At 61.8% G+C, this 19,017-nt stretch carries 18 protein-coding genes; 13 read left to right on the top strand and 5 right to left on the bottom strand.

Annotated elements, in window-relative coordinates; all coding sequences use genetic code 11:
- Positions 1-239: 239 nt before the first annotated feature.
- The 7 genes from K5K93_RS10615 (at position 240) to K5K93_RS10645 (ending at position 5,631) form a co-directional block, all read left to right on the top strand.
- Positions 240-608 carry a hypothetical protein gene (locus K5K93_RS10615; RefSeq protein WP_180167797.1) on the top strand — a complete coding sequence of 123 codons (369 nt, stop codon included), beginning with the start codon at positions 240-242 and terminating at the stop codon, positions 606-608.
- Positions 609-693: 85 nt separating this feature from the next.
- Positions 694-906 (top strand): hypothetical protein, encoded by a 213-nt coding sequence (locus K5K93_RS10620; protein WP_222387856.1) that lies wholly within the window; start codon positions 694-696, stop codon positions 904-906.
- Positions 907-1,372: 466 nt separating this feature from the next.
- Positions 1,373-1,984, top strand: coding sequence for an HNH endonuclease (locus tag K5K93_RS10625; RefSeq protein WP_222387857.1), 612 nt, complete (start codon positions 1,373-1,375; stop codon positions 1,982-1,984).
- A 135-nt stretch (positions 1,985-2,119) separates the two neighbouring features.
- Entirely contained in the window at positions 2,120-2,521 is a 402-nt protein-coding gene (gene vsr, locus K5K93_RS10630) for a DNA mismatch endonuclease Vsr (protein WP_261311969.1), read from the top strand.
- 72 nt (positions 2,522-2,593) lie between these two features.
- Positions 2,594-3,412 carry a NaeI family type II restriction endonuclease gene (locus K5K93_RS10635; RefSeq protein WP_222387859.1) on the top strand — a complete coding sequence of 273 codons (819 nt, stop codon included), beginning with the start codon at positions 2,594-2,596 and terminating at the stop codon, positions 3,410-3,412.
- 402 nt (positions 3,413-3,814) lie between these two features.
- The gene (dcm, locus tag K5K93_RS10640; RefSeq protein ID WP_222387860.1) at positions 3,815-4,771 is read left to right on the top strand and encodes a DNA (cytosine-5-)-methyltransferase; all 957 of its coding nucleotides are present in this window, start codon (positions 3,815-3,817) and stop codon (positions 4,769-4,771) included.
- Complete coding sequence (locus K5K93_RS10645) at positions 4,768-5,631, top strand: NgoMIV family type II restriction endonuclease (protein ID WP_222387861.1); 864 nt, start codon at positions 4,768-4,770, stop codon at positions 5,629-5,631. Before dcm ends, K5K93_RS10645 begins: the two co-directional genes overlap by 4 nt.
- Positions 5,632-7,058: 1,427 nt before the next feature.
- Here the strand turns inward: K5K93_RS10645 and K5K93_RS10650 are convergent.
- Together K5K93_RS10650 and aceE are read right to left on the bottom strand one after the other, a co-directional pair.
- The gene (locus K5K93_RS10650) at positions 7,059-8,333 is read right to left on the bottom strand and encodes a hypothetical protein (protein WP_222387862.1); all 1,275 of its coding nucleotides are present in this window, start codon (positions 8,331-8,333) and stop codon (positions 7,059-7,061) included.
- 89 nt (positions 8,334-8,422) lie between these two features.
- On the bottom strand, positions 8,423-11,110 hold the full coding sequence (aceE, locus tag K5K93_RS10655; protein ID WP_032975588.1) for a pyruvate dehydrogenase (acetyl-transferring), homodimeric type: 2,688 nt from the start codon (positions 11,108-11,110) through the stop codon (positions 8,423-8,425).
- Positions 11,111-11,758: 648 nt separating this feature from the next.
- On the opposite strand from aceE, the gene K5K93_RS10660 reads away from it, so the two are divergent.
- On the top strand, positions 11,759-12,319 hold the full coding sequence (locus tag K5K93_RS10660) for a PadR family transcriptional regulator (RefSeq protein WP_222387863.1): 561 nt from the start codon (positions 11,759-11,761) through the stop codon (positions 12,317-12,319).
- Between the two features lie 59 nt (positions 12,320-12,378).
- Positions 12,379-13,176: a siderophore-interacting protein gene (locus tag K5K93_RS10665; protein ID WP_222387864.1), complete on the top strand. Its 798-nt coding sequence runs from the start codon at positions 12,379-12,381 to the stop codon at positions 13,174-13,176.
- Positions 13,177-13,249: 73 nt separating this feature from the next.
- Here the strand turns inward: K5K93_RS10665 and K5K93_RS10670 are convergent, their stop codons facing one another.
- Complete coding sequence (locus tag K5K93_RS10670; RefSeq protein WP_222387865.1) at positions 13,250-14,083, bottom strand: hypothetical protein; 834 nt, start codon at positions 14,081-14,083, stop codon at positions 13,250-13,252.
- A 260-nt stretch (positions 14,084-14,343) separates the two neighbouring features.
- Between K5K93_RS10670 and K5K93_RS10675 the strand changes: the two genes are divergently transcribed.
- Positions 14,344-14,745: a hypothetical protein gene (locus K5K93_RS10675; RefSeq protein WP_222387866.1), complete on the top strand. Its 402-nt coding sequence runs from the start codon at positions 14,344-14,346 to the stop codon at positions 14,743-14,745.
- Positions 14,746-15,030: 285 nt separating this feature from the next.
- Here K5K93_RS10675 and K5K93_RS10680 read toward each other — a convergent pair whose 3' ends face one another.
- Positions 15,031-15,741, bottom strand: coding sequence for a YceI family protein (locus tag K5K93_RS10680; RefSeq protein WP_025878214.1), 711 nt, complete (start codon positions 15,739-15,741; stop codon positions 15,031-15,033).
- A gap of 85 nt (positions 15,742-15,826) precedes the next feature.
- Positions 15,827-16,417, bottom strand: a complete 591-nt coding sequence (locus K5K93_RS10685) for a malonic semialdehyde reductase (RefSeq protein WP_025878215.1) — start codon at positions 16,415-16,417, stop codon at positions 15,827-15,829.
- Positions 16,418-16,539: 122 nt separating this feature from the next.
- On the opposite strand from K5K93_RS10685, the gene K5K93_RS10690 reads away from it, so the two are divergent.
- The 3 genes from K5K93_RS10690 to K5K93_RS10700 all read left to right on the top strand — a co-directional run bounded on the left by K5K93_RS10690 (position 16,540) and on the right by K5K93_RS10700 (position 19,010).
- On the top strand, positions 16,540-17,499 hold the full coding sequence (locus K5K93_RS10690) for a mitochondrial fission ELM1 family protein (protein WP_222387867.1): 960 nt from the start codon (positions 16,540-16,542) through the stop codon (positions 17,497-17,499).
- A 149-nt stretch (positions 17,500-17,648) separates the two neighbouring features.
- A complete protein-coding gene (locus K5K93_RS10695; protein WP_093820976.1) occupies positions 17,649-18,497 on the top strand; it encodes a DUF2145 domain-containing protein in 849 nt (282 codons plus the stop codon).
- Between the two features lie 18 nt (positions 18,498-18,515).
- Positions 18,516-19,010, top strand: a complete 495-nt coding sequence (locus K5K93_RS10700) for a hypothetical protein (protein ID WP_032975599.1) — start codon at positions 18,516-18,518, stop codon at positions 19,008-19,010.
- Positions 19,011-19,017 lie beyond the last annotated feature (7 nt).

Genomic DNA, 19,017 nt, shown 5'->3' on the forward strand with positions numbered 1-19,017 from the left:
CATGCCACCGAAAAAGGGTGGCGCGGGTGTCGAAAACCCGTTCTGTAGCGATGTGTTTACGCTTGTCAGCCGGCGTCACCTTTGCGTGGCGCCGGCTGGCAATCCGTTCGCGTTCCATGGCGGGCGGTGCGTGGGGGTCTTCGGACCCACCGGCTTCGCTACAGACCGGTTTTCGAGCCACGCACCGTCCGCCGCCTTTATCTGGTGGCGCTGCTATCTGTCCTGTACGGAGCATTGCCATGAACACATCGGACTTCCGTTCCCTGCACGCGCAGTACGATCCGGACAACGCCGAAGCCGAGCGCGAATCGTCCGTCGATCCCAACACCTTCGTTGCCACGCTGCGCCGCATCGGAACCGGTGCGGCTGCGGACGGCCAGCCTTGGCCGGAGCGGCATCAACTGCCTGGGCGGTGCCTTGAGCTGGCGGATGCGGACTGTGCGCTGGCTGGTCTGCGCGTGGTGGCGGAGCTGATGCTGGCTGCGGAGCGGACTCGGCAGAACGGCGCGCCCGAGGAGTACCTGGGGGATCGGGTGATGGAGGGGTTGAAGATGGCTTGTGTGGCGCTGACTGCGCAGGTGGCTGAGCGGTTGCAGGTTCGGGAGTAGCGCCCAAGGCCTGAGCCTCAAGCAGTAGGCCGTGGGCTGTCGTGGCGACCCCATTCTCCGTTCCCCCTGACCTGCAGGACTTCCGATGAAGTCTCTGACGTACGCACTACTGTGTTTGGCAGCGCTGATTGGTTCAGCGCTCGCCCACTTCCATCTGCCCAAAGGCGATCTGGAGCTGAAGACCTACCCCAAGGTCTCGGATGCAGAGTTTGCTGTCATGCACGAGGGAGCCCTAAGCCTAGTGCTGAAGATGCAGCGCTCGCTGTCGGACGCTTTGCGGCCAGGTACTTCGAGCTAGCCTGCCGAGGCGAGCCCGTTCTGCTGGTGGACAACTCCTCATCACAGTTGCTCATCATTGGCTTCATGAACCCAGCCTCTGAGGCGCCTTGCGTTCAACCTCCACTGCGCCGCTGGAATAGCCGACTACTCCTGGCCGGCTAGAGCTTTTCAGCTTAACTCCACTAACGAGACGTACTGACGGGCCGGAGCAGTCTGCGGCTTGCGCTAATACGCTACGTTCTTCTATCCCAAGCCGTTAGCGGCTCATGGTGTCGTTTACGGCATACTTTCCCCAAGGCGCCACGTGCGGTCGCGGACATGGGAAGGCTGTGAGTAGGTGGACTGAAGAAGAATTGGCTGCTGCCGTTGAGGCGTATCGCCAAATGGAGGCGCGTCTTGCCAATGGATCAGGCCTTGAGAAGGCGAGGGTCTATCGGGAACTGGCAGCCCGCCACGGACGCACGTCCAAGGCGTGGGAGTACCGCATGCAGAACATCTCCCATGTTCTAGATCAGGCAGGCAAGCCTTGGCTACCCGGTCTTCTTCCAGCATCGAACGTGGGCGCTAAGGTTGAGCCGAAACTTGCCAAGCTTCTCGGGCTTTCTGGTGAGACGCTCACGTCGGTCTCTGGTCCTACAAAGGGACTGTTGGATCAAGAGGCCAAAGCGGCGGAGGCATCTGGCAGTTTCTCCCCAACAGACGAGGTAGACGAACGGCAGCGTGTGCTGGCAGCTATCGTTCGGCGCCGCGGGCAGCCCGCCTTCCGTAAGGCACTGCTGGACGCATACGGCGGCTGCTGTGCGATGACGGGATGCAATGTGGTCGATGCGCTTGAGGCGGCCCACATCCAGCCCTACTCAGGCCTAAAGAGCAACGATGTCAGGAACGGTCTTTTGCTCCGTGCCGATGTGCACACTCTGTTCGATTTGTATCTGATAGCCATCAACCCCGGTTCTCTGCGGATCGCCGTGGCGCCTGCTCTCCAGCACTCCACCTACGTCGAATTGGATGGCCGTCAGCTAAGCACTCCCATGCGGTCTGAGCTGTCAGCCTGCCAGGAATCACTCACTTGGCATCGTTCGCAGTGCCAGTGGTAGGAAGCGGTATGGGAACTATGGAACGTTCACTTGCTATCTGCCGAGAGCTGAAATAGGCAAGAGTATGCTTCACCCAAGAAGACCTGAGGCAGGACAATGCCCGACATTCTCAGTCCTGAAGCGCGAAGCGAACGAATGTCCAGGATTCGCAGCTCAGATACCAAACCTGAGCTGTGGCTACGCAAAGCTATGCATGCTCGAGGTTTTCGGTATGTGCTGGGGGGAGGCGGGCTTCCTGGACGACCAGATATCGTGCTACCTAAGTACGGAACCGTCATCTTCGTGCATGGCTGCTTTTGGCATCTGCACAGTTGCTTGAACGGAAGAAGGCCGGGAAGCAACGCGCGCTACTGGTCGCCCAAGCTGGACGCGAATGTGCGGCGCGACCGTAGGTCGGCGCGCCGCTTAAGGGCCGGAGGCTGGAAGGTGATTACTGTTTGGGAGTGCAAGATCAAGCGGGAAGCGGACCGAGCCCGGGAGATCGATCGCATAGTCAGATTGTTGCGGCCGACTGACACATCAGGATCACGAGAATAGGACAGCGGCTAACTATGGGCCGGACACGGCATAACCTTACGTAAATTGCCCACATTGTGATAGAAGGGCTCAATGAATGGCCTTTTTCCACAAGTTCCTCAGCTGGATGACCCCGCTCTCGAGCAGGTTGCCGCAGCGCTCTCACGCGACCCCGCCCTGCTGAGCAAAGTGGGGCAAGCTCTCCGCACGGCATTCGACGAAGTGATTGACGCCCCGCGGACGGGACGCTTCTGCATTGATCAGCTAGAGAAAACAGAAAAGACCTACATCGGCACAAAGGTCGAGATCCTGCTTCGCAAAGCCTTTGCCCTGCAGCGGGGAGTCTTATTGGACAATCTAATTGCCGGCCACGAGGTTGATACCAAATTCACAGTCAAGAACGACTGGATGATCCCGCAGGAGGCGATTGGGCAGCTTTGCATGCTTGTTCGAGCGGACGATGTGAAGGGTCTTTGCTGGCTAGGCCTGTTGAGAATGACCCTAGCAGTACTGACCAATGGCCAGAACAGAGACGGAAAGAAGTCCATCTCCGCTGCCGGTAAGGCGCAGATTCGATGGCTTGTAGAAGGTCCGATGCCCAGGAACTTCATGCTGGATCTCCCTGAAGTTGTGCGCTCGGCAATCTTGGCCCAGCCTAGCGGGCGGCAGCGAGTGCGCGCGCTCTTCACCATGGCCACGGGCCTTCTCATCCCACGGGACGTCATCGAACAGTTGGCACAGCAAAGGGATGCGGTGAAGCGGGCTCGCGAGATGAAGGAAACGCTGGGGAGGGAGGGCTACCAGGTCCTTTGTGCCACCTATCTCGCGGACCGCGAGATCATGATCGCCCACGGCTTCACCCCTGCAGCCAAAGATGAATGGTTGAGCCTCAGGATCGCTGCTAACCCTTAAGGCTTAGCTGTAGAGGCTCACAGCCAGCAGCTTCCAGGACTCGGCTGACTGCGTTACGCAATGGGCCAACCCGGGCCTTGACATCTCGGGGATTTCGGAAGCGATTTGGCGGAATTGACCTGCAGGGATGGCGTCCCAAGCGCCCTGAACTCCAAACACTTGCACTAGCGATCAGGCTTGGTACGCTGGCAGTTGCCAGAGAAGGGGAATCCACGCATCTGGACACGCCACGCACTGTCATGCGGTTTAGGGGCACGCCTGCCCTAGTCTCAGCATCTGATACGGCGCCAGCGTGTACTTGCTGACCCCACCGCCCCCACCCAACACCTGGTGCTCTATGGAGCTCGCACTGTAGCCAGCGCGACACCCTCCTACCGGGCTCCTTTCTGATCTGAGATCTACATGAGTCAATTCACCTCCCTTGAGATGTGCGCCGGTGCTGGCGGACAGGGCCTTGGCCTAGAGATGGCCGGCTTCGACCACTCTGCGCTCGTGGAATGGGAGCCGGCCGCATGCCAGACGCTCCGTTTGAACCGCCCGAGCTGGAACGTGATTGAGGGTGACCTTCGCGAATTCGACGCATCCCCATACAAGGGTGTGGATCTCGTTGCCGGCGGCGTGCCTTGCCCTCCTTTCTCTAAGGCAGGAAAGCAGCTGGGCGCCGACGACGAGCGCGACCTTTTTCCTGAAGCCATTCGAATTGTTGATCAGGTAAGGCCTCAAGCAATCATGCTCGAAAATGTTCGCGGCCTGCTCGATCCCAAGTTCGACGATTACCGGAAGGGCGTAGAGAAGGAGCTCAAGAAACTCGGATACTGGGGCGATTGGCGACTTCTGCACGCATCCGACTACGGCGTCTCCCAGCTTCGGCCGCGCGTGATATTTGTCGGCATGAAGAAGGAGCTTGCTCCGGCATTCTCATGGCCAGAAGCACTGGCAGAGCCCCCAAAGACGGTAGGTCAGCTGCTGCACGACTTGATGGGCGCGCGAGGCTGGGATCAAGTTGATGCATGGAGGGAAGGCGCCAACGCGATCGCGCCGACTCTCGTCGGTGGATCCAAGAAGCATGGCGGCCCTGACCTTGGGCCAACCCGCGCCAAGAAGGCATGGGCAGCTCTAGGTGTCGATGGCATGGGGCTTTGGGACCAAGCCCCTGAAGCAGATTTTGTTGGTATGCCCCGACTTACCCCGCGAATGACAGCTCGAATCCAAGGCTTCCCTGACAGTTGGGAGTTTGCAGGGCGAAAGACCGCAGCCTACAGGCAGATCGGCAACGCGTTCCCTCCTCCGGTGGCTGCGGCTGTGGCTGCTCGTATTTGCGATGTGCTTTCACAGCCACGCATTTTCAAAGTGGCATGAGCGTAGAAGCCCTCTTCCTTTCAGAGCGAAAGAAGTTTCACGCCTCGCTTCTCGAGAGCACGCTCACTATTGACAAAAATGGAATCCACTCTAACGCCGACAAAGATAGTCGCGTAAGCAGAGAAATTGCCAAGCATATAGCCGCTCAACTTTGCGTCGAGGTAATGAGCGAACGAGCAGCCGCGCAAACTTCCGGCAGCAATTTTGAGGGCGCTTGCGCAAGCTTTGTTCGCAACACATTTGGCCAGCTTGATCACATCAGGCCGGGTGATTGGCTTATCCAACAGGTGGGCGGCAGAAACAGGCGATTGATTGCAAACTTTGACCAGTATGCACATCTCGCCGCTCTTGATCGAGCAGCCAAGGGCAATCGGGAGTTGGCAGCAGCGTTAGGGAACGACTACACGATCACCCCTGACATCATAGTTTCGCGCAGCCCGATTGATGACCAATTTATAAATTCTAGTAGCCTCATTGTCGACTCGTCCACTGCACAGCAAGCCTCCCTGAGAAGCTCCAATGGAGGCCTACCAATATTGCATGCGAGCATTTCCTGCAAGTGGACGCTGCGTAGTGACAGAGCTCAGAATGCGCGCTCCGAAGCGCTCAATCTCATAAGGAACCGCAAAGGAAGACTGCCGCATGCGGTAGTGGTAACTGCAGAGCCTAGCCCCAGCCGAATTGCATCAATCGCACTCGGCACAGGAGATATAGACTGCACCTATCATTTTGCCCTGAATGAACTAAAACTTGCAGTCGAGGATTTGGATTTTCCCGATGCAAAAGAAATGCTGGACATCTTGATCGAAGGGAAGCGACTACGAGATATTTCGGATTTGCCTTTAGATCTGGCCGTTTGAATTGATGGACTGCAAGAATGCGGCGCAGAGGTCGCGATATTCGATCTTCCAACTTGCCAAAGATCGGAGTTGCCTGAGACCGAGTTTTAGTTGGACTTAAGCTACAAATCGACAGAAAACCGAGCAGAATACCCGGATTGAATTCGGTAAGTAGCTTTGAGCGCTGTGATCGGCGCCTTCCAGTTCAGACATGCCAAAGTGCTCATGACGCCCTGACCGGCGACGGAAGAGCATGTACCGTTGATCCGAGTTGGTAAGCTAGGCTTTTATCCGCCGGAACTGGTTAACGGCGCGTACATCGGACCAATTTTAGGCCAAACAATTTCCGCACATCGCGCTCAGCGTGTTAGAAGACGCGCCCCTACCTCTTTACCCAGGTCTCGGGGAAGACCGCATGCGAGAACTAAGTAATCGACTAGGCCCACCGAGAATTGCTTCGCTCGCGGCGCGCCAGAAACAAAGGAAGCCATTTCCGCGTCCAATCTCGAATCAGCAGATCCTGCTTCTCGGAAAGCCACCTCTCGACAGAAGTGAGCACACTTGAATGTTTCTTGTGGTGCATCAACCACAAGGCCAAAATACGAGACCAACTTATCCCAAGCTGGAAAATCAACAACTGCTGCACTCTCAGGCCCAGAACGATCCTTCTGTAGCTGCTGCCGCAACTTGTACGAGTCTCGCCCCCCCCAAAGATACAGACGAAGTATTTTTTCGAACTCATCTTTACTCATACCAGGAAGGTAAAATCTTCTTGCATCTCGCGCGAGCGAGGTCCACAGCACCATCAATGACGCCACTAGATCAAGGAATATTACTATGTGTGCATCCTTGCGCGGATCAAAGTTCCCACGCTGCGATCGGAGCTCGGCAATTATCCGCCTAAAGACTGAGGCTGGCGAAGAAGCCAGAGGAACTACGTTTCTCACTAGTGTTCGCAGCTCGACAGACCATGCATTCTTTGAATAGCATTCATCTACATTGTTCCATCGTCCAATTGACGACTGATAGAAAGACTCGCGTGGAAAAGCGATATCCAAAGTTCTTCCAACAGATATAAATGAGTCTTCCGTGTGGAGATCAACATCAATGCTGAGGGAGGATAGACGATGATTACTAACGGCCTTGCCTTTCAAAAGGACGTACCCGTGATCACATGCCGTATAGGTCATCACCCCCCTGGCCCAGAACGCTCGATTTATTGCACTGAGCTTAGATCCGGTCTTGCAATCAAATAGGACGCGCCGCAGGTCACCATCGCTTATGAACTCCAGACCAAGAACGTCCAAATCGGTGAGAACTTCAAGCGAATCACTTATATCCGAGAAGCTAGGAACGAGCACTTCGGGAAATGGAATCATCCCCCTAGCAAGGCAATATTTTATTGCCAGCTCCTTTTGAAACCTATCCTTATCTAGATTTCCCATTAATTAACTCAACTTTAGCAGAAGCTGTTCAAATTCATACGTTGCCTGCGGATCAGCAACTTGCAACTGCCTTTTCTTTATTTCCGACGCGGAAATGAGAGACTGAATGTACTCTTCACCCTTGCCGAGAGCAATCCTTGCATCGTTATTTACCTCCATATCCGCAAGCTGACCCGTCCGGAGAAGCGATATGGCCAGATTCAATGCAGCATCATTTTCCGGGGTTTTATTAAGGCACAACTGCCACATATTTTGTGCAGTCTGCTTTAAATACGCCACCTTAAGAACCACCAGATTTTGGTACTGGTGACGAGCCTCCGAATTGGAGCCTACGAAACCCTTATCTCGCAAAACCTCGAGAATGCGGACTGGGGAGTGAATCTTAAATCGATCCGCCAGGAGCTGCCCTTTTCTAACTGCCGAGATAAGGGCCATGGCACGCTCATAAACCTCTCTGTTTGATGCATTCAAGCGAGTAGCGCCGGGCCTTGGCGTGAATAGAAAGGACTCACTTTTCACACCAAATTTTATGGTTGGAGGCCTAATTATGCCTTCGCCCGCCATTTTATCGACAAGTACTCGCTCAGTTTGAGTAAGCTTAGACCCACCGATCTCCCCCGAAGCGCGCACTACGGAGAGCGGCCAGCCTTGATTTGATTTAACCTTATCAAGCGCACTTTTAATTGATCCGGCGCCGCAGGCGACAGCAGCATCAGCCAATCCATCCAAATTATCCGAGAAATAGAATGGACTAATCAGGATGTCGCGCCCCCGCGCTCGATGCTCGCTAACGATTCCACTCGTTTTTCCGACCACTAGACAGCGATCGATGACCGATTTTTCGGCACCAAGCGAGTTAATGAGCGCATCCTTGTTGATTGGCTCATTCTGCAACCTTCCCAATATATGAATTGTTGCCTGCTCGTGCTCATTCAAGACACACTCACTAGCAGCGTACTGCCCTATTCCTAGGTAGACATCATCAAAAACTGGAATGTTGGGAATAACACTGGAAATTCTTTTCCCGTTCTGGACAAGCTTTACAAACCCTACTTCTTCGAGAATCCTTAAGACTCGCTCCAAAGCTAGGGAAGGTATACCCATGAGATGATCGGAAACCTTCCGCATCACCTCGTATTCGATTTCTCCCAAGCCCTTTATGTGTATAGCCAACGTCCCAGCCATACCGATTAGCCGCAAATCGTCAAACTCAGGAATGAGGCTTGTCGCCAACCCAGAATGTAGGTCGTAGGCTATCTCTGCAAGCTGCTTGCTCACGTCTTCAATCCTTGAACTAGTTCACAATAGTTTTACACGCATTCCCAGCGTCACAACGAAAAAAGGGGGGACTATGCCCCCCCTTTTTTTCAAACCCCAACAGGGTTAGCCTTCTCCGGATCAATCTTGTACTGCTTGATCGCCCGGGCCACGTCCTTTGCGGTCATCTTCCCGTCCTTCGCCAGCGCCGCAATCGCGGCATGCGCGATGTAGTACCGGTCAACCTCGAAGAACCGACGCAGGTTCGCACGCGTATCCGAACGGCCGAAACCATCGGTGCCCAGCACCGTGTAGCTCATCGGCACGAACGCGCGGATCTGGTCCGCATACGCACGCACGTAGTCGGTGGCGGCAATCGCCGGGCCCTGGCGACCTTCCAGCAGCTCGGTCACGTAGGCCTTGCGCTGCTCACCTTCCGGATGCAGACGGTTGGCACGCTCCACGTCGAAACCATCGCGACGCAGTTCGTTGAAGCTCGGGCAGCTCCAGATGTCGGCGGTCACGCCGAAGTCCTTGTCCAGCAGCTCGGCCGCGGCAATGGCTTCGCGCAGGATGGTGCCCGAACCCAGCAGCTGCACGCGCAGCTCGCCCTTCTTCGGCTTGCCGGCGTCGGTCAGCAGGTACATGCCCTTGACGATGCCTTCGGCCGCGCCTTCCGGCATTTCCGGGTGGGTGTAGTTCTCGTTCATCAGGGTGACGTAGTAGTACTCGTCAATCTGATCTTCCATCATGGCCTTGGTGCCGTGCTGCAGGATCACCGTCACTTCGAAGCCGAAGGTCGGGTCGTAGCTGCGCACGTTCGGAATGCCACCGGCCACCAGATGGCTGAAGCCATCTTCGTGCTGCAGGCCTTCACCGTTCAGCGTGGTGCGGCCGGCGGTACCACCCAGCAGGAAGCCGCGGGTACGCATGTCGGCGGCCTGCCAGGCGATGTCGCCCACGCGCTGGAAGCCGAACATCGAGTAGTAGATGTAGAACGGCAGCATCGGCACGTTGCTGACCGAGTAGCTGGTACCGGCGGCCATCCACGAGCTGATCGCACCCGGCTCGCTGATGCCCTGCTGCAGCACCTGGCCGCTCTGGTCTTCGCGGTAGAACATCAGCTGGTCGGCGTCGACCGGCTTGTACTTCTGGCCGAACGGGGCGTAGATGCCGATCTGGCGGAACAGGCCCTCCATGCCGAAGGTACGGGCTTCGTCGGCCACGATCGGCACGATGTGCGGGCCCAGTTCCTTGTCGCGCAGGGTGATGTTCAGGCTCTGCACGAAGGCCATGGTGGTGGAGTAGCTGCGCTCGCCGCTGCTCTTGAGCAGGCGCTCGTAGCTTTCCAGCTTCGGCGCATTGAAGCTCTTTTCGGCCTTGCGGCGTCGCTGCGGCAGGTAACCGCCCAGCGAGGCACGGCGTTCCTGCAGGTACTGCACTTCCGGCGAATCCGGGCCCGGGTGGTAGAACGGCACCTGGCCATCGGCCAGCTGCGCGTCGGTCACCGGAATGTTGAAGCGGTCGCGGAAGTGGCGCACCGCTTCGTCGTCCAGCTTCTTGGTCTGGTGGGTCGGGTTCAGTGCCTCACCGGCGCTGCCCATGCCGTAACCCTTCACGGTCTTGGCCAGGATGACGGTCGGCATGCCCTTGGTGTTCACGGCCTGGTGGTAGGCGGCGTACACCTTGTGCGGGTCGTGGCCGCCACGGTTCAGGCGCCAGATGTCGTCGTCGGAAAGACCGGCCACCATCGCAGCAGTTTCCGGATACTTGCCGAAGAAATGCTCGCGGGTATACGCGCCGCCGAAGGCCTTGCAGTTCTGGTATTCGCCGTCGACGGTTTCCATCATCAGCTTCTTCAGGACGCCATTGGTGTCCTTGGCCAGCAGAGCATCCCAATAACCGCCCCACAGCAGCTTGATGACATTCCAGCCGCCGCCACGGAACACGCCTTCCAGTTCCTGGATGATCTTGCCGTTGCCGCGCACCGGGCCGTCCAGGCGCTGCAGGTTGCAGTTCACCACGAAGATCAGGTTGTCCAGGCCTTCACGGCCGGCCAGTGCGATGGCACCCAGGGTTTCCGGCTCGTCGCTCTCGCCGTCGCCGATGAAGCACCACACCTTGCGGTCGGACTTCTCGATCAGGCCACGGTTTTCCAGGTAGCGCATGAACTGCGCCTGGTAGATGGCGGCCAGCGGGCCCAGGCCCATCGACACGGTCGGGGTCTGCCAGTACTCCGGCATCAGCCACGGGTGCGGGTACGACGACAGGCCGCCGCCGTCCACTTCCATGCGGAACTTGTCCAGCTGCTCTTCGCTGATGCGGCCTTCCAGGAAGGAACGCGCGTAGATGCCCGGGGCGCTGTGGCCCTGGATGAACAGCAGGTCGCCCGGATGGTTTTCGCTCGGGGCGCGCCAGAAGTGGTTGAAGCCCACGTCGTACAGCGTTGCGCCGGAAGCGAACGAGGCGATGTGGCCGCCCAGGTCACCCGGCTTGCGGTTGGCGCGCACCACGGTGGCCATCGCGTTCCAGCGGATGATCGAACGGATGCGCCATTCCAGTTCGGCGTTGCCCGGGCTCTTGGCCTCCAGCTGCGGCTCGATGGTGTTGACGTATTCGGTAGTGGGAGAGAACGGCAGATAGGCACCCGAACGACGGGTCAGTTCCACCATGCCTTCCAGCAGCTGATGCGCGCGCTCGGGGCCCTCGACATCAATAACGGCCTTCAACGACTCGATCCACTCCTGGGTTTCCACAGGATTCGGGTCGTTGTTCAGCACCTCGTTCAACCAGTTCATTAGCGCTCCCATTACCGCACGCACGCGCGCGACTGTTGATAGATTTCTAGACCGCAAAGTGTAGCGCACCAAGGGCTTTCGTCACTTGGCTACGCTGGCGTATGGATGCAGGCTACCCATGTCTGCAAGGCCTGTCCCGGGACGTCCACCGGCGGGACAAAGCGCTGACAACGCGCTGCGGCAGGCCGCTGTGGCTGCCTGCAAGGGCTGCGCCAGCTGTCGCTTGCGGCCTGCTGCGCCCATGCGCAGGACGCAGTGTTACCGCCATGGATGACCGTTGTGGGGCAAGGCGGGCGCCATGTCGGCGTTGTCTGACGGGGCGCCGCTGAACCCGCGACAACGTGTCGCGCGCGCCTCTCGACGCAGACGAGGCAGCTGCGCACGGTTGGCCGCGAGCAGGCCCCTTCCCGCGGTTCGCCGCTCGTCTGCTGCGCCCCTGCCCGGGGCGGAAACCCGCAGTGCCGTTGCGTGGCCCGATACGGATGTCAGGCCGCGCAACGGTGGCTTGCGCCGCACGCATCTTTCCCCCTGAGCCCTTGCGCCGCCTGGCTGCGTGGCCCGATCCGGCAAGCGTTGTGGCCGGAATCCAGCTTGCCGCGCTTGGCCTATCGATATATCGTTTGCGATACACGTTACCGATATATCGAAATGGGCCGATCCCCCTCCCCTCGCAGCCGCACCGACGATGCCGCGGTACCCCGCCGAAACGGCCAGCCGCGCGTGCTCAGCCGTGGCGACCTGCGCCTGTTGGTGCTGGCGCTGATCGGCGAGCAGCCGCGCCACGGCTACGAGCTGATGCAGCACATCAGCACCATGTTCATGCAGGCCTATACCCCCAGCGCCGGCACCATGTACCCGCTGCTGGCCAGCTTCGAGCAGGCCGGCTGGGTGGCGTCGGAAGAGGTGGACGGCCGCCGTGTGTTCCGCATCACCACCGCTGGCGAGTTCGAACTGAAGGTGCAGCGCACCCAGGTGCGATTGGCGCAGCGGCGCGCGTTCGACCGCGCCCGCGAGATCACCAAGGCCTCGCTGCCGGCGCCGCTGGCCGCTGCACTGCGCGAGTTCAAGCGGGCGCTGGTGCACCACCACGGGCGCTGGGCCGACGGCGAAGCCGAGCAGGTGGCGGCGCTGCTGTCGCGTGCCTCGGCGCTGATCAACGGCCTGGGCGACAACGCGCCTTCTCCCTTCTCAACGACCCAGCCAGACTGATTCCAGCCAGGTCTCCCCCATGCCGCGCGCCCCCGCGCGACCTTCCAACAGGTACCCCCATGACCGAACATCACAACTCGCGCCTGCGCCTGGATGTGCGCTTCCGTGAACTGACGGTGCTGCGCACCGAGACCGTCACCCCGCACATGCGCCGCATCGTGCTGGGCGGCGACGACCTGGCCGGCTTCGATTCGCCCGGCGCCGACGACCACATCAAGCTGTTCTTCCCCAACGCCAGCGGCGAGACGGTGCTGCCGGTGCTGACTGCCGAGGGCCGCAGCTACCCCGAGGGCAAGCAGCCTTCGCCGGCACGCGACTACACCCCGCGCTGGTGGGACCACGAAACCGGTGAGCTGGCCATCGACTTCGTGCTGCACGACCAGGGCATTGCCGGGCCGTGGGCCGAGCGCGCACAGGCCGGCGACACGCTGGTGATCGGCGGCCCACGCGGCTCGTTCGTGGTGGCCGACAGCTATGACGCCTACGTGCTGATTGGCGATGAGACCGCGCTGCCGGCCATCGCCCGCTGGCTGGACGTGCTGCCCGAAGGTGCGCAGGTGCAGGCGTACATCGAGGTGGCAGACGAGGACGAGCGCCAGGATCTACCGCAGTACGAGAACGTGCGCATCCACTGGCTGGAGCGCAACGGCTTCCCGGCCGCCAGCAGCACGCTGCTGGAAGACATGCTGACCGACTTCGAGGTGCCCGAGGGCGATACGTTCTACTGGATCGCCACCGAATCGCGCCGCGCGCGGATGATGCGCAAGTTCATCGAAGGCCACCTGGGCGTGCCGCGCGACTGGATCCGCTCGACCGGTTACTGGAAGGCGCACCCGGACGAACAGGACGGCGATTGACCGCAAAACGGTAGGTGCGGACCGTTGGTCCGCACGCTCTTCTACGGGTAGTGCCGGCCGCTGGCCGGCAACCTCATGACTCTTCGGCAGCATCCTGCAATTGCCGGCCAGCGGCCGGCACTACCAGCCGGGGCGCAGCACCACCCTTCCAGCCGAACCGATGCGCGGCCCAGATCTCCAGCGCCAGCAGCAGCGCAATGATCGCCAGCGGCAGCAGCAACCCCAGGTACACACCCGGCATCATGCCGTTGATCTGCGCCTTCACCAGCCGCAGCACGCCGCGCGTATGCAGCAGCTCATCCATGCGCATGGTCAGCGCCTCACGCACCATCTTCGGCTCCAGGCCCACAGTGCCGGCCTTGTCGATCAGCGTGTCTTCCACCATCGCGCGCAGCAACCCGGCGCGCACCTTGCCGATCACCCAGCCCACGCCGCGCGCCATCGGGCCGTTACCCAGACGATCCACGCCGGGCAGCGGATGCTCGTGCAGGTAGATCGCAGCAAGCGAATCGGCAACGTCACCCACCGTGCCCTGGCTCTGCAGCGCGGCACGCATGCGTTCGTCTTCCAGCGAGGCGGTGAAGCCACTGCTCCACCCTTCCACCATCGTCTGCAGGTGCGGCTGGAAGTGGTCCAGTTGCTTGAACAGCGCGCGATGCGCGCCGGCGGTGAAGCCCAGTTGCAGGCCGAAGAACGCGACCAGCAACGGCAGCAGCACCACATACGAGGCCAGCAGCCCGTGGTGCCAACGCCGCTGCCGCCGCAGCCAACCGCGTCGATGCAGCCCGCGCCAGGCGAAGATACCCAGCACCAGCCCCAACAGCGTGCCCAGCACGCTGCCGCAGATCAGATCGAGCACGCTCAGGCCGGTCCAGAATTCGCCAAGCCAGTACTGCGCTTCCTGCATGGTGTTGCCTTCCGTGGTTCAGTGCGGCCGCCATGGTAACCGCGACCCGATGCCCGGCTGCTCTCTGCCGCCGGCAGGTGCAGACCCTCGGACAGCCGGTGGGTGCGGACCGTCGGCCAGCAGGTGGGTGCGGCCCCTCGGACAGCCGGTGGGTGCGGACCGTTGGTCCGCACGCCCCCCTGCAGTCGCCCGCCAGCGGCCGGCACGACCCGGCAAGCAATGCGACAATCGCACTCCTTTCCTGCAGCAACGAGGCCCACATGGCCAAACTGACCCTGGCCAGCGTGGACACGCTGCGTTCCCGCTTCACTGATGATGCCGCCTGCGATGCAGCGCTGTCCGCCTTTGCCGACCCGGCTGCGGCGCGCGTACCGCTGCGTGAGCTGGTCGAGGCACAGCACCGCTACCTGCAGGCCGAACACGAAGTGGCACAGGTGGCCGATATCCTGCGCCGCGACCAGAAGTACGCGCCGGTGGGTCGCCCGTCGGTGCATATCGTGCAGCTGCGCAAGCAGCAGGCAACGACCAAGCAGGCCGCGCTGATCGCCCGCCAGGTAGTGGCGCAGGCGGCGCAGACATTCGTGCGCGTGAGCGGGTTGGCGGTGAAGGCCAAGCAGAGCCCGAGCGAAGCGTCGGCGGCGTGGCTGGGTACGCTGCGCTGAGCGCGTGTACCCGGTAGTGGCCAACCTTGGTTGGCCTGCGGAGTGCTCGTGCGCCAACCGAGGTTGGCACCTACCGGGTAGTGCCGGCCGCTGGCCGGCAACCTCGGTGTAGTTGGATGCATGCAGTTGCCGGCCAGCGGCCGGCACTACCAGACGATCGGGCCACCAATTGATTCGGCAATCGGCCAATCAGGCAATCGAGCGACCCGTCCAGAACGCTGCCAAAAAAGAAGGCCCGCTTTTCAGCGGGCCTTCTGCCTTCTCACGACGAGTGAGCGGGAGGGATCAAGCCGCCGGCTTCTCGCCGGTGGCTTCGGTGGTGATGCGGATCTTCACTTCATCGCTGACGTTCGGGGCGTAGGCGCCGACGCCGAAATCGCTGCGCTTGATCGTGGTGGTGGCATCGAAGCCGGCGGCCGGAACCTTGGCCATCGGGTGCTCGCCGCCGCCGTTGACGGTGACGTCCAGGGTCACCGGCTTGGTGATGTCCTTGATGGTCAGGTCGCCGGTGACGGTCAGCTTGTTGGTGCCGGCCGATTCAACCTTGGTGCTCTTGAAGCTGGCAGCCGGGAACTTGGCAGCGTCGAAGAAATCGGCGCTCTTCAGGTGCTCGTCGAACTTGGCGGTGAAGCTGTTCAGACCGCTCAGCGGCAGCTTCACTTCCACGGTGGACTTGGTGACGTCGGTGGCGTCGTACACCAGGGTGCCTTCGGCGTTGCCGAAGTGTGCGCTCGGGTTGGAGAAGCCGAAGTGGCTCCACTGCGCCAGCACGTCGGTGTGGGTCGGGTCGAGCTTGTAGGTGCCCGAGGCGATGGTGATGGCGGCAGCGGCCGGGGCGGCAGCAGCGGCATCGGCAGCCGGGGTGGTGGCAGCCTGCTCGGTGGCGGCCGGGGCAGCAGCATCGGCCGCCGGGGCGGCGGTGTCGGCCGGCTTGGAGCAGGCGGCGATGGCCAGGGTCAGGGCCAGCGGCAGCAGCAGTTTACGGGTGGCGCTCATCTCAGGAACTCTCCGGATCGTAGGGTGGGAACACAGTGCAGCAATGGCCCGCCACGGCGGGCGGGCCCGAAACCGATACAGCGACTTACGCGATGCGCGCCGCTTCGTCGAAGGACAGACGCGGCAGACGGGGGAACAGGCCCGAATCGTCACCGTACCCCAGGTTGACCAGGAAATTCGACTTGATGCTGGTGCCGGCGAAGAAGGCTTCATCGACCTTGGCGTTGTCGAAGCCGGACATCGGGCCGGCATCCAGGCCCAGCGCGCGTGCGGCCAGGATCAGGTAGGCGCCCTGCAGGCTGCCGTTGCGGAATGCGCCTTCATGGCGGCCTTCGCGCGGGCCGTCGAACCAGGCCTTGGCGTCGGTGTGCGGGAACAGGTACGGCAGCTTCTCGTGGAAGTCCTGGTCGAAGGCCACGATGACGGTGACCGGGGCAGCCAGGGTCTTGTTGTGGTTGCCTTCGGACAGGGCCGGGGCCAGCTTGGCCTTGGCTTCGGCCGACTTCACGAACACGAAGCGTGCCGGGCTGCCGTTGGCGGCGGTCGGGCCCCACTTCAGCAGGTCGTACAGGGCGTGCAGCTGGGCGTCTTCGACCGGCTTGTCGAGGAAGGCGTTCTGGGTACGGGCAGTGCGGAACAACTGGTCCAGTGCAGCAGCGTCGAGCGCGTGGGACATCGGTGGATCTCCAGGGCGGCTAAGGTCTGTGCCCGCGGGCGGCGCGGGGCGAAACGTCGATCCGCAGTGTAGAGTGTCGCGACTGTTGCAACACCCAGCAGGGCTGAAACGAATTAATGCCAATGGTGAAACGATCGAGCGCGCCTTGGACGGTCACCGACGGCCGTGCCGGCAATGTCCGGCAGGCGGTCGCGCTGGCCTCGGCGCTGCGCCAAGGCACCCACCGTCCCCTGATCCTGCAGCCCCGGGCGCCATGGCGCTGGCTGGCACCGCAGCGCTTGCCCGGTGATGTGCACGGCTACGGCCAAGCCCTGGCAACCCTCGCCGCCGATGCGCCCGCGCTGGCGATCGGCTGTGGCCGCCAGGCCGCCGGCGCGCTGCGCGTACTGCGTGCGCGCGGCAGCCAGGTGGTGCAGATCCTCGACCCGCGCATCGGTTCCCGTCACTGGGATGTGGTGGTGGTGCCCGAACATGACGCCCTGCGCGGCAGCAACGTGCTGACCCTGATCGGCAGCCTGAACCCGGTGGACGATGACTGGCTGGCCTGGGGCCGCGCGGCGTTCGCCAGCTTCAGCACCCTGCCCGGCCCGCGCACCGCGCTGCTGGTGGGCGGCCCGACGCCGCTGGCGCCGTGGGACGAAACCGCGATGGTGCATGTGTTCCAGGCACTGGCCGAACAGATCCGCAGCGAGGGCGGCAGCCTGCTGGCGACGACGTCGCGGCGCACGCCGCCGGCCCTGGCCGAGATCCTGCGCGCGAAGTTCGCCGATCTGCCGCATGTGATCTGGGGTGATGGCGGCGATGGCGTGAACCCCTATGCCGGCCTGCTCGGCTGGGCCAACCGGGTGGTGGTGTCGCCCGATTCGGTGAACCTGCTGTCCGAGGCCAGCGCCACCCGCATGCCGGTGATGGCGGCCCTGGCCGATACCGCACAGGGACGGTTGGCGCGCTTCCAGCAGCAGCTGCGCGAGCGCGGGCGCCTGCAGCCGCGTTGGCTGGACTGGCAGTACGACCGCATCGAACCGCTGCGCGAAACCACGCGGATTGCCGCCGAGGTCAAAGCGCGCCTGGCATCACGGTAGTGCCGGCCGCTGGCCGGCAACTCATGATCTTCGGCGACGTACATGCGGATGCCGGCCAGCGGCCGGCACTACCTCCCCCCGTGGAGCGCTGATTCCAGCGATGCGGGTATGATCGGCGCGCGGGCCTGCCCGCGTCTGGAGCGGTATACATGGAACGTCTGCATCGCCTGCGCTGCGCCCTGCTGCTGTCGATGGGCCTGCTGCCCACCGTGCCGGCATGGGCCGACAGCGGCACCTGCCGCGAGCGCTACCCCAGCGTGGCCGCGCAGGCGGCGATGTTCGATGTGGCGTGGACCACGGCCGAGCGCCTGGACGCGCTGCCCGACGTGGACGTGGTGATCGCCGCGCGTGGCGGCCAGGACCTGAGCCGCTACGGCCTACGCCACAGCCACCTGGCCTTCCTGCTGCGCGAGGACGACGGCCGCTGGCGCGCGATGCACCTGCTCAACCGCTGCAAGACCGACAGCTCGCAGCTGTACCGCGAGGGCCTGGGCAATTTCGTCGGTGAAAGCGGCACTCATACCGATCTGCGCATCGGCGTGCCGCCCCCGGCGTTGCAGGCTGCACTGAAGCGGATGCTGGCAGCGCCGGCGATCCAGCCCAAGGCGCTGCACGAATCGAACTACAACGTGGTGGCCTATCCGTTCGCCACCGACTTCCAGAATTCCAACCAGTGGATCCTGGAGGTGCTGGCCGCAGCGATGGCGCAGGCCGAAGGGGGCCCGGTCATCGTCAAGCGCGAACAGGCACAGCAATGGCTGCGCGCGCAGAAGTACCAGCCCAGCGTGCTGCATATCGGCCTGGGCAAGCGCGTGGGTGCGCGCTTGTTCGTGGCCAACGCCACCACCACAGACCATCCGGCCAGCGAACGCATTTCCGGCAACTACTCGGTGGTGACGGTGGAATCGGTATTCGACTTCCTGCACCAGCGCAGCCAGCTGCAGCAGGAACTGACCATTGCGCATGCGACGGCCGGCACTGCCGCCGCTGCGCCCTGACCTGGCAAGGAGAAGATGATGCGCAACCTGCAGTTTTCCGCGTTGGCCGTGCTTCTGTGCGGCAGCCTGTTGTCTGCAGCGCCGGCACATGCCGAGCGCCGCATCGTCATCATCCAGAACAGCGTGCCCGAGGGGCCGAGCCTGGAGATGTCCGCGCCGATGGTGGAACGGGCGCGCGCCATGGCCGCCAAGGAAAACGCCGTCGCCGGCATGCCTCCGGGCCAAGGCCCGCGGGTGACGCTGCCGCAGATGCAGGTCAGCGCCATCTCCACCACCGTCGATGGTCGCCGTGAGGTGCTGCTGCAGGACCCGGCCAACCCGCAGAACACCGCGTCCATGCAATGGCCCAAGCGCCCCGGTGACCCGGCCGTGCAGTTCAACGTGGGCCAGACCGTGAATTTCGAGCCTGCTGAATCGGGCAACGGCTGGCGGGTGAGCGACAACCAGGGCCGGCCGCTGGAATACCTGCCCGAGGCCACCGGCCCCCGCGACATTTTCGATACGCAGCGCTGAGCCGCTG

The organism is Stenotrophomonas sp. DR822, assembly GCF_019793815.1.
Classification (GTDB): Bacteria; Pseudomonadota; Gammaproteobacteria; order Xanthomonadales; family Xanthomonadaceae; genus Stenotrophomonas; species Stenotrophomonas indicatrix.